The organism is Altibacter sp., assembly GCF_019913785.1.
In the GTDB taxonomy this organism is placed as follows: domain Bacteria; phylum Bacteroidota; class Bacteroidia; order Flavobacteriales; family Flavobacteriaceae; genus Altibacter.
In genome coordinates, this window is sequence record NZ_JAIOHK010000060.1 from 180799 (window position 1) to 190845 (window position 10047).

Annotated in this window: 11 protein-coding genes; 6 read left to right on the top strand and 5 right to left on the bottom strand. The window is 39.6% G+C overall.

Annotated elements, in window-relative coordinates; all coding sequences use genetic code 11:
• The first annotated feature begins 22 nt into the window (after positions 1–22).
• A complete protein-coding gene (locus K8F54_RS11110) occupies positions 23–754 on the top strand; it encodes a biotin--[acetyl-CoA-carboxylase] ligase (protein WP_290790833.1) in 732 nt (243 codons plus the stop codon).
• Here the strand turns inward: K8F54_RS11110 and K8F54_RS11115 are convergent.
• Positions 751–1143 carry an SRPBCC family protein gene (locus K8F54_RS11115; RefSeq protein WP_290790835.1) on the bottom strand — a complete coding sequence of 131 codons (393 nt, stop codon included), beginning with the start codon at positions 1141–1143 and terminating at the stop codon, positions 751–753. The two genes, K8F54_RS11110 and K8F54_RS11115, sit on opposite strands and share 4 nt — an antisense overlap.
• Before the next feature lie 47 nt (positions 1144–1190).
• Entirely contained in the window at positions 1191–1859 is a 669-nt protein-coding gene (pyrE, locus tag K8F54_RS11120) for an orotate phosphoribosyltransferase (RefSeq protein ID WP_290790837.1), read from the bottom strand.
• Between the two features lie 7 nt (positions 1860–1866).
• Here pyrE and K8F54_RS11125 point away from each other — a divergent pair, with 7 nt between their 5' ends.
• Positions 1867–2496 carry an NUDIX hydrolase gene (locus tag K8F54_RS11125; protein WP_290790839.1) on the top strand — a complete coding sequence of 210 codons (630 nt, stop codon included), beginning with the start codon at positions 1867–1869 and terminating at the stop codon, positions 2494–2496.
• Here K8F54_RS11125 and K8F54_RS11130 read toward each other — a convergent pair.
• On the bottom strand, positions 2458–4203 hold the full coding sequence (locus tag K8F54_RS11130) for a M14 family metallopeptidase (RefSeq protein ID WP_290790841.1): 1746 nt from the start codon (positions 4201–4203) through the stop codon (positions 2458–2460). The two genes, K8F54_RS11125 and K8F54_RS11130, sit on opposite strands and share 39 nt — an antisense overlap.
• Before the next feature lie 146 nt (positions 4204–4349).
• Here K8F54_RS11130 and K8F54_RS11135 point away from each other — a divergent pair, with 146 nt between their 5' ends.
• Positions 4350–5267, top strand: a complete 918-nt coding sequence (locus K8F54_RS11135; RefSeq protein WP_290790843.1) for a T9SS type A sorting domain-containing protein — start codon at positions 4350–4352, stop codon at positions 5265–5267.
• A gap of 306 nt (positions 5268–5573) precedes the next feature.
• Here the strand turns inward: K8F54_RS11135 and rho are convergent, their stop codons facing one another.
• Positions 5574–7247 carry a transcription termination factor Rho gene (rho, locus tag K8F54_RS11140; RefSeq protein WP_290790845.1) on the bottom strand — a complete coding sequence of 558 codons (1674 nt, stop codon included), beginning with the start codon at positions 7245–7247 and terminating at the stop codon, positions 5574–5576.
• A gap of 174 nt (positions 7248–7421) precedes the next feature.
• Between rho and K8F54_RS11145 the strand changes: the two genes are divergently transcribed.
• Positions 7422–7856, top strand: coding sequence for a DUF4293 domain-containing protein (locus K8F54_RS11145; RefSeq protein WP_363299714.1), 435 nt, complete (start codon positions 7422–7424; stop codon positions 7854–7856).
• Between the two features lie 82 nt (positions 7857–7938).
• Here K8F54_RS11145 and K8F54_RS11150 read toward each other — a convergent pair whose 3' ends face one another.
• Positions 7939–8430 (bottom strand): metallophosphoesterase family protein, encoded by a 492-nt coding sequence (locus tag K8F54_RS11150; RefSeq protein ID WP_290790847.1) that lies wholly within the window; start codon positions 8428–8430, stop codon positions 7939–7941.
• Between the two features lie 76 nt (positions 8431–8506).
• Here K8F54_RS11150 and truA point away from each other — a divergent pair, with 76 nt between their 5' ends.
• Positions 8507–9250: a tRNA pseudouridine(38-40) synthase TruA gene (gene truA / locus K8F54_RS11155; RefSeq protein WP_290790849.1), complete on the top strand. Its 744-nt coding sequence runs from the start codon at positions 8507–8509 to the stop codon at positions 9248–9250.
• Positions 9251–10047: ABC transporter ATP-binding protein (locus tag K8F54_RS11160; RefSeq protein WP_290790851.1), on the top strand; the 797-nt coding region annotated here is incomplete at its 3' end.

Below are 10047 nucleotides of genomic sequence, written 5' to 3' on the forward strand. Positions count from 1 at the left end.
AAGTAAAACAATCTTTTGTCAATTGAAAATAATCAAACTTAGTGCCATTGATTCAACCAACTCCTACCTAAAGGAATTAAGTAAAAAAGAGGACTTGGAGGATGGGTTAATTGTAGTGGCCAAAGCGCAAACAAATGGTAGAGGGCAACTAGGTTCCACCTGGCAGTCGGAAGTTGAGAAAAGCCTTACATTTAGCATGTTTAAACGATTTTCTAAGGTCTCGATATCTCAGCAATCCGGGATTACTTTTGCGGTTTCATTGGCCTTAAAAACTGCGCTGGATCGCCTGCAAATTCAGGAAATTGCAATTAAATGGCCTAACGACATTATGTCATACCAAAAAAAATTGGCAGGGATCCTAGTCGAAAATCAGGTACAGGGAGCCCAATTAACCAATAGTGTGATAGGCGTGGGACTCAATGTTAATGAAGCGAAGTTTTCTGGTTTACCACAAGCTACTTCCATGTTCCTAAGCACCGGGCAGACATATAATTTAGATGAAGTGCTAGCCGTGGTTTCTGAAGCTGTGCTAAAGCAATTAAAACGACTTGAAGCGGGATCGTTTTTGCTGATGAAAGAGGAATATGAGGAAACGCTCTTCAGAAAGAATGAAATAATGGTTTTTGAAGATGTCGTTGGAAGACGGTTTAACGGAATTGTACGCGGTGTTGCGGAAACGGGCGAACTACTGCTAGAAACCGAAGCAGATGGAGTGCAAAGATTTCAGCATAAAGAAATTAAAATGCTGTTCTAAATGGCCTCCAGATTTGTGGTTAAGGTTTCTAAAAATTTGGTAATGGGTCCTTTAATCATCATCGCCATCATTGGGTTAAAATCTCCTTCAAAGACCAACTCCGCTTGAGATGAAGCATCATCAATGGCTTCGATATTTCCAATTAAAGTAAACGGAATTTTATCGCTTATCGCACCAAGAACTACCTTGTTGGGCGCCACAACTTCTTTTACTTCCAAAGCAATTTCGGGCATGCCTTTAAGGGCAAAGACAAAGGCATCTGCTCTAATCACTTCAAATTTGCTGATGTTTTCAGGCATCAATTGTTCAAAATTCTTTACATCACTTAAAAATTCACAAAGTGCCGCAGCCGATTTTTTTACAATTATTTTTTTACTATTTAATTCCATGAATGGGTTTTCTTATTAATATGATTTTGACAGCTAAAGGACAATAACTATGCCTTTTCTTTATTGACCTTCATTTTCGGATTCCAGTGCTCAGGGTCTTTCCGCCACTGACTTAGTAATTTGGCTTCAGAAGCCGAAATATAATTGGACTTCTCGGCTTGCAAAAGTAAGCTGTCGTAATTACTCAGTGTATGTAAAGCAACATCGGCTTTTTTGAAGTTTTCGGAAGCAATTCCAAAACCATAGGAAAAAATGGCCATCATTCCCTTCACGTTCACATTCGCTTCTCTCAAAGCATCCACCGCTAACAAACTACTCTTTCCGGTACTTATAAGGTCTTCCACTACCACTACGGTTTGATGAGGTTCAATATATCCTTCGATCTTATTTTGTCTTCCGTGCTTCTTAGCTTCTGGGCGGATATAACAAAACGGTAGGTTCAGATAGTCTGCGACCAAGGCACCAATGCCAATGGCTCCTGTTGCCACTCCGGCAATTGCATCGGGCTTGCCGTAGATCTCTTCAATCTGTGCCGCCATATGCTCTCGAATGAAGTTTCGAATAGCGGGATATGAGAGTGTTATGCGGTTGTCGCAGTAGATGGGAGATTTCCATCCCGAGGCCCAGATAAAAGGGTTTTGTGGTTGTAATTTAATTGCATTAATTTGCAATAGCAATTCAGCAGTTTTTTGTGCTGTTTCTTTATTTAAAATCATAGTGCAAATGTATAAAGTTTTTGTCAATGATGTTCCAATAATTCTCTCTACCGAGAAAAAAATAGGGAAACAGTATACAGCCATTCCGTTGAAGTTGGCCAAGTTTAAAAAATTGATTGAAAAGATCAATAATGGCGAACTCACCTATGTAAATTTATACCATAAAAATCCGGAAAAACTTGAACAGTTTTTGCGAAAGAAGCTACCTGTCGTTGAAGCGGGAGGAGGTATGGTCTTTAACGATAAGAAGGAAATTCTTTTTATTAGAAGAAATTCGAAATGGGATCTCCCAAAGGGAAAGGTTGAAAAAGGAGAGACCTATGAAGAAGCGGCACTTCGGGAAACCATTGAAGAGACCGGTGTAAAGGATTTGGTGATAAAGCGATTTATTACCAAGACCTATCACGTGTTTAAACGAAATGACAAGTTTAAACTGAAGGTAACCTATTGGTACGAAATGTATTCCAATTACGATGGACCCTTAATTCCTGAACCCAGCGAGGGGATTAAAAAAGTAAGGTGGAAAAATTTTGAAAAGACCCAGAAAGCACTTCAAGATTCCTACGAAAATATCAAGCTGCTGTTTCCGAAGGAGTATCTAACCACCCACCCGAACGATAGGATACCGCAGGTGTGAGCTTTCGTAATAGGGTGATTGTTTGTGAATCCAATCCAATTGCGCGTACCAATTTCCTGCAAAATTAGGGTCTTCAGATATTTTGGCATCAAATTCGGCTTTAATTTGGGGATTGTCATTTAGAAAGGCTTCGGCCATATCTTCCCACACATAGGGTGAAAAGCCTTCTTTTTGTTGCAGGATCGCATCGAAAAAATTCCAATTAAAAAAAGAGTCGGGTGCTATCGGTTCCAGTGTTTCCAATATATACCGAACCCCATCCTGATTGGTATCTACCAAATAATCTCCTGCCTTGACGGTTATTTTTTCGAAATTTGATGTTACCTGTGTATTGTAATGTAGATAATGCCCTTCGTATGGGTTGCGAACCGTTTCGTAGTTTTTTATCTTATAGACTTCGGCATCTACAATACTGTCTTTTTCCATCATTGGGACCTTTATACCATTATTCCTTAGAATTTGAACGATGTTCCAGTATCCGCTTGGAATAACATAGGCAGCAGGAATTATCACACTGTCTTTTGCCTTAAAATAATTATAGTAAGCTACCTCCTTGGTAAAGGGCCTGTCACGGTAGTATTTTAATCTGGAGGCATTTGTAACATTGCTTTTTATCATTTCACTTTCAAAGCCTTTAAATGAAATTTTTGTGACTTGTGTGCTGTCCAAATTCCAGGAGAGTGGATAAGCACTTCCCGGTTTAAACGAAGCGATTGCATTTTTTCGCAGTGCGCCTATAACCTCTACATCCTTGTCTACAATATTTATAAAGCTTTTCATAAGCTCATACGTGCCTTCCACCCGTTGTTTGTATGGCTTTAACATATGAGTTTCGACCATCATTCCCAGCGTGTTAAAGAGGGTGGTATAACCGGTGGAATATCGCGGAGAATCCAGAAACTGTGAAAAACCTTCATCCGGTGGCTGGTTGAAAACATTTACATAGGGGGTGATGTCCCAGGATTTTTGTTTGAGAGAGTCTTCTAATTGAGGCATTAATGAGGTGTGTAAATAATGACCAAGACCACCACCTAGCTTGTTGTGTTGTGTAAATAAATGAGTCAAGGTATACTGATAATCGGCACCGTTACTCACATGATTGTCAATAAAGAGATCCGGCTTCACCGTTCTGAATAATTCGACAAAGGCCTGAGCATTTCTGGTATCGTTCTTTATAAAATCCCTATTTAGGTCGTAATTTCTGGCGTTGCCTCTAAAACCATAACTTTTCGGACCATTCTGATTGGTTCGAGTGCTGCTATTTCGGTTTATAGCGCCTCCAATATTATAAATTGGAATCACTGCGATGATGGTATTTTTTGGAGCCGTTAGTTTTCCTACCGCAAAATCACGCAGCAATAGCATGGAGGCATCGATTCCATCACTTTCGCCGGGATGGATGCCGTTGTTGATTAGCAAAATATTTTTTTCTTCCCTATCGGAAAATTCCGATTCGAAGGTTCGATTCGGGTTAAAAGTTATAAGATGCAGGGGTTCACCTTGATCGGTTTTACCCATCTCATACATGGCAATTGAATTATAAGCTTCCGAAAGTACTGTGTAAAATGCGATAGTTTCGGTATAGGTAGCGGTTTCTAATCCATCTGTTTTTTCAAATGTTGTGGTAAAATCGAATTCTGAAATTTCCTTGTTGTTTTCACAAGAAATTAGACAGCACAGACAGCATAGGAGGAATAATTTTTTCATACAACGAAGAAACAAAAAAAGACTGAATACACTATTTATAGTATATCGGAATTAAATTTGATGAAACTTTTAACACAAAAGATATGAATTTATAAATTGCTTTTCTATATTTGTTGATCAATATTAAACATTTAAAACAACTAATTATGAAAAAAATTACCCTAATGGCGGTGCTTTTTGTAAGTGGATTAACACTTCAAGCACAGACTTCTTTTACTGGAAATACTTCTGGTGACCCTGTTTACAATACACCTGCAAGTGAAAGACAAGTTGTTCTTATTACACACAGTAATACGCAAACAATTAACCCTGGAGACGAGATAGCATGTGCTTCTCCAACAAGTTTCCGTGATAACAGTATTTTTAGAGACTTTGATTTGGCAGTTGATTTTGGTATTGCCGGAGCTTTCGAAGTAACCTCTGCTGAAATTGCAATTGGACCTGTAACTTCACCAGCCGGTTTTCCATTAACAGTTAATGTATATTCTATGACAGATCCGTTCCCAGGTTCATGGCCAGGTTCTGCTGTATTAGAAGGAACTGCAGGAGCGATTATCACAAATGCTGATGCTGAATCTCTTTTAAGTATTCCTTTGGCAGCTACTATTCCTGCCGGATCTAGAATGATTTACGAAGTTATGATCGTTGATGATTTAACTGACACTAACTTTATGCGTTTTGGAGCTAACTTAGATGGACAAACTGGTCCTTCTTGGATTATGGCTGATGCTTGTGGTGCTGCTACTCCAATGGACTTGGCAGTTGCTTTTGGTTTACCAAATTCATTTGTTATGAATATCGTTGGTGACGAAGTATTAGGAGTTGGAGACAATGCACTTTCTAAAATTGCTGTATATCCAAACCCTGCTTCTGATGTATTGAACGTTAGTGTTCCTGCTTCTTTAGAAGTTAAAGGTGCTATCTTATACGATGTATTAGGAAAGAATACTGGTATCCAATTGGTTAACGGTACTATGAATACTTCTAGCTTGGCAAGAGGAATTTACATGTTGAATGTAAACACTTCTGCAGGTACTTTTACTAAAAAAGTAGTTAAGCAATAAGGAGTTTTTCTAAACTCATATTTAAGCCTCGCATTGCGAGGCTTTTTTTATGATTCGTATTTTGATAAGCGGTGACACAACGGAATCTATTTGGTATAAATACAGTTCTTGTATTTCAAGTATTTATCCTGCTATCGGAATGGAAGCGTAATTAGCGTGATCGATATTTCTTTCTGAAGCAATGCAGCACGCCAAAGAATCTGAGATTCCTCGTTGCACTCGGAGTAACAACTGCAGGTCAGTATGAGCCATAAAAAAAGCCGAATCCAATGGATTCGGCTTTTATATTATTGGTTTAAAAATTTCTTATGCGTTCATGGAGATTAAAAACTCTTCGTTATTACGCGTTTGTTTAAATCTATCGTTGATGAATTCCATTGCTTCCACCGGATTCATATCGGCCAAATACTTTCGCATCACCCACATACGTTGGATTATGTTCTCATCTAACAGAAGATCATCTCTTCGTGTACTGGATGAGGTAAGGTCAATAGCAGGGAATATACGTCGGTTAGAGATCTTTCTATCCAATTGTAATTCCATATTACCGGTTCCTTTAAATTCTTCAAAGATCACCTCGTCCATTTTCGATCCGGTTTCAGTAAGCGCCGTAGCAATGATACTCAAAGAGCCACCATTCTCAATATTACGGGCCGCACCAAAGAAACGCTTCGGTTTGTGCAATGCATTTGCATCGACACCACCACTTAAGATCTTTCCGCTGGCAGGTTGCACTGTGTTGTACGCTCTCGCCAATCGAGTGATCGAATCTAAAAGAATAACGACATCGTGTCCACATTCTACCAAACGCTTTGCCTTTTCAAGCACAATGTTGGCTACTCTAACGTGTTCAGTTGCTTCTTTGTCGAAGGTTGATGCCACGACTTCACCACGCACATGGCGTTGCATATCGGTAACTTCTTCAGGACGTTCATCGATTAATAAAATAATCTGATACACTTCCGGATGGTTAGCCGCAATGGCATTGGCAATATCCTTTAGCAACATCGTCTTACCCGTTTTAGGTTGGGAAACGATCATACCACGTTGTCCTTTACCAATTGGTGCAAACAAATCAATAATACGTGTAGATATAGTACTTTGCTTTTCGGCAATATTAAATTTCTCGGTAGGGAAAAGTGGGGTAAGGTGTTCGAAAGAAACACGATCGCGCACCACATTCGGACTCAATCCATTTATTTTATTCACCTTTATTAAAGGAAAATACTTTTCTCCTTCTTTCGGAGGCCGTACTTCGCCCAATACGGTATCTCCCGTTTTTAAGCCGAACAATCGTATCTGCGATTGAGATACATAAATATCGTCCGGAGAAGAGAGATAGTTGTAATCACTAGAACGAAGGAAGCCATAGCCATCCTGCATGATGTCTAAAACGCCTTCACTTTCAATAATACTGTCAAATTCGAAATCAGGCTCTTTATATCGATTGCGATTGTCTTTATTGCCGTTGTTTCGATTTTCTTTAGACCCGTGCGTATTCTGTTTATTACCGTCCTTGTTTCGGTGCTGGTCTTTTTGAGGTTTTTGTTTTATATCGGTATTGCCATCTTGCTCTTTCTGAGGTTTTTTGGCCTCTTCCTTAGCATCCTTTACCTCCAGATTGCTCTGTTTTCGGGTATCCGGATCATTCGCCTTTTTAGGGTCCTGATTTCTCTGTGGCCCTTTCTGATTGCGATTATCGCTACGCGGTGGGCGTTGACGATTGTCTCTTTGCTGTGGCTTTTTATCCGGAGTGTCTTTTTGTACCGGTTTTTCTGAAGTCGCTTTAGGCGTTGCTTCTGATGTAGGCTCATTCACTTTAACCGACTTAACGGCCTTAGGATTAGCAGCTTGGTAGTCAAGAATTTGATAGACCAAGTCAAGTTTTTTTAAGCTTCGGTATTTTGGAACACCTAAAGCATTAGCAATTTCCTGTAACTCAGGTAACAGTTTTGCTTTTAATTCTGAAATTTCAAACATTTAAAAAATGTGTAAGTTTAAATTGATAATATGTAATTTTCCGTGTAGGTAATTTAGTTGAAAAATTTATCGAAGACTAAGTAACCGTTGTTGAAGTGGTTACGAATAGATACTGCAAGTATACAACAATAAATTAAATTTTGCATTTAATTTTCTTAAAAAGAAACGCTATTTTTGCAGTCAAATGTTGCTTTTACCATGATTCAACGTATCCAAACCGTCTATCTTATCCTTGTAGCTTTGCTTATGGTTGCCTTGTATATTTGGTTTCCTGTCTTGCAAAACGAGGCAGGTGAGGTAGTAATGGATCGCAGTGAGCTTATGGTTATGATACCCATTTTCGGGGCTATCGCATTGGCACTCATTTCAATTTTGAATTTTAAAAAGCGGCAATTACAATTTGTAATCAACCGTTTGAACATCATATTAAACTTTGTATTACTGGGAGTTTTCGTATATAGGTCTCTAAGCGTATCCGGAGAAACATTGGTTTCAATGAAGGGTATTGGGGTGCTTATTCCCGTCATTTCTATCGTTTTTTTAGTGCTGGCCAATAAGGCCATAAAAAGGGACGAGGATCTCGTAAAATCTGTAGACCGATTACGTTAAACGACACCTTAGTATATTTTAGTGCAAAACCCTCAAAGAATGCCATCTTTGGGGGTTTTTTGATGAAGTTATAATACGAACACTACTTTTTAAATTCAATTACCTCCAGGTTCTGAATTTTCGCTCCATCTATTTCAAAGCGAAGCATGGTGCGCACTTGTTGAAAGCCATGTTTTCCCACGGCACCGGGATTCATGTGTAGCACCCCTAGCTTTTTATCGTTCATCACCTTCAGAATATGAGAATGCCCCGTGATGAATAGTCGCGGTGGGTTTGTATGGAGTTCTTCTCTAATCGAAGGGTTGTATCTCCCCGGATAGCCACCAATATGGGTAATCCAGACAGCAACCTTTTCGCAAAAGAATCGGTTGTGGAGCGGAAATTCGACTCTGGCTTTGGCATCGTCAATATTTCCATACACTGCGCGAAGCGGCTTTAATGCCTTGATGGCATCCGTTACCCTGAGGTCACCTATATCCCCCGCATGCCATACTTCATCGGCCTGCCTGACATAACTCAGAATTTTATCGTCTATATAGCTGTGTGTATCGCTGAGCAGTAGTATTTTTTTCATGTATTTCTGAAAAGGGGATGCCTTTTGAATATTTCAGTTTGTGTATCTTTGATGCTGTCTCAAAAATACTCATTCCTTGCGATATTTTATCGAAATAAGCTATAGCGGAAAGAATTACCACGGTTGGCAAATTCAGCCTGACGCAATCAGCGTACAGGAGGTTTTGGAACGCACGCTTTCTACCTTGCTTCGGAGCGAAATAAAAGTGACCGGGGCCGGAAGGACCGATACAGGTGTGCATGCCAAACAATTGTTCGCTCATTTTAATGCGGAAGAGATTTTAGATGTACAAGAACTAATTTTCAGACTTAATTCTTTCCTTCCGAAGGATATATCGGTAAACGATCTATTTAGAGTAACCGATGAAGCCCATGCGCGTTTCGATGCCGTGGCACGTGAATACCAATATGTTATTTCATTAAAGAAAGATCCATTTCGAGAGGATTTTGCCTATCACCTACATCAGGAACCTAGCGTGACACTAATGAATGAAGCTGCAGCAATGTTATCGTCCTATAAGGATTTTCAATGCTTCTCCCGCTCCAATACCGATGTAAAAACGTATTATTGTACTATCCAAAAGGCAGCATGGGAGCAAGAAGAATCCCAATTGGTTTTTACCATAGTAGCCGATCGCTTTTTGCGAAATATGGTGCGAGCCATCGTTGGAACCCTTTTGGACGTAGGATTTGAGAAAATTTCACGCCAAGATTTTAAAGATATTATAGAAAGTAAAGATAGAACAAAGGCTGGGGCTTCTGCTCCGGCACATGGGTTGTACCTTACCAAGGTAGTATATCCGGAAACGATAAAGAGGTAGATGGCGAATTCGGGAAATGCATTCGATTTTAAATTATTTAAGCGGTTACTGGCACATACCAATGCGTACCGTTTGATCTTCTATTTTGTAGCCTTTGCAGCTATTGTCATGGCCGGCCTTGCAGCCCTGCGACCTCATTTATTACAATTGGCAATCGATAATTCCATAGTTACGAAGGATGGAGACGAATTCCTGTTCTATATTCTGATGATGTTGGGCGTGTTGCTATTGGAAGTTGTATTTCAGTTTGCTTTTATCTTTTACGCCAACTGGTTAGGACAGAGCGTTATCAAGGACATTCGAGTAAAACTCTTCAAATTGATGCTGAGTTTTAAAATGAAATATTTTGACAAAAGTGCCGTGGGAAGATTGACCACTCGTGCTGTAAACGACATAGAAACCATCTCCAGTATTTTTAGCGAAGGTCTGTTTATGATTATTAGTGACTTGCTGAAGATGCTTGTCATTGCTAGTGTCATGCTTTACAAGAGCTGGCAACTTGCTTTGATTGTTTTTGCGATTCTTCCACTCATACTCTATGCAACACGGGTGTTTCAAAAGGCGATGAAAGTTGCCTTTGAAGATGTTCGGAATCAGGTGGCCAATTTAAACTCCTTTGTTCAGGAACGTATTACCGGGATGAAGATCGTTCAGATTTTTACCCGAGAAGAGAAAGAATTTGAAGCGTTTAAGGAGATCAATGAAAAGCACAAAAAGGCTTGGGTGAGGACCGTTTGGTACAACTCCATCTTTTTTCCAATTGCTGAAATGTCTGCTTCGGTAGCTATTGGATTGGT

What these genes read in the sequence shown, in the direction of transcription:
- K8F54_RS11115 (WP_290790835.1), bottom strand. Translation starts at nt 1,143, where the DNA reads ATGGAATTAAATAGTAAAAAAATAATTGTAAAAAAATCGGCTGCGGCA.
- pyrE (WP_290790837.1), bottom strand. Translation starts at nt 1,859, where the DNA reads ATGATTTTAAATAAAGAAACAGCACAAAAAACTGCTGAATTGCTATTG.
- K8F54_RS11125 (WP_290790839.1), top strand. Translation starts at nt 1,867, where the DNA reads ATGTATAAAGTTTTTGTCAATGATGTTCCAATAATTCTCTCTACCGAG.
- K8F54_RS11130 (WP_290790841.1), bottom strand. Translation starts at nt 4,203, where the DNA reads ATGAAAAAATTATTCCTCCTATGCTGTCTGTGCTGTCTAATTTCTTGT.
- K8F54_RS11135 (WP_290790843.1), top strand. Translation starts at nt 4,350, where the DNA reads ATGAAAAAAATTACCCTAATGGCGGTGCTTTTTGTAAGTGGATTAACA.
- rho (WP_290790845.1), bottom strand. Translation starts at nt 7,247, where the DNA reads ATGTTTGAAATTTCAGAATTAAAAGCAAAACTGTTACCTGAGTTACAG.
- K8F54_RS11150 (WP_290790847.1), bottom strand. Translation starts at nt 8,430, where the DNA reads ATGAAAAAAATACTACTGCTCAGCGATACACACAGCTATATAGACGAT.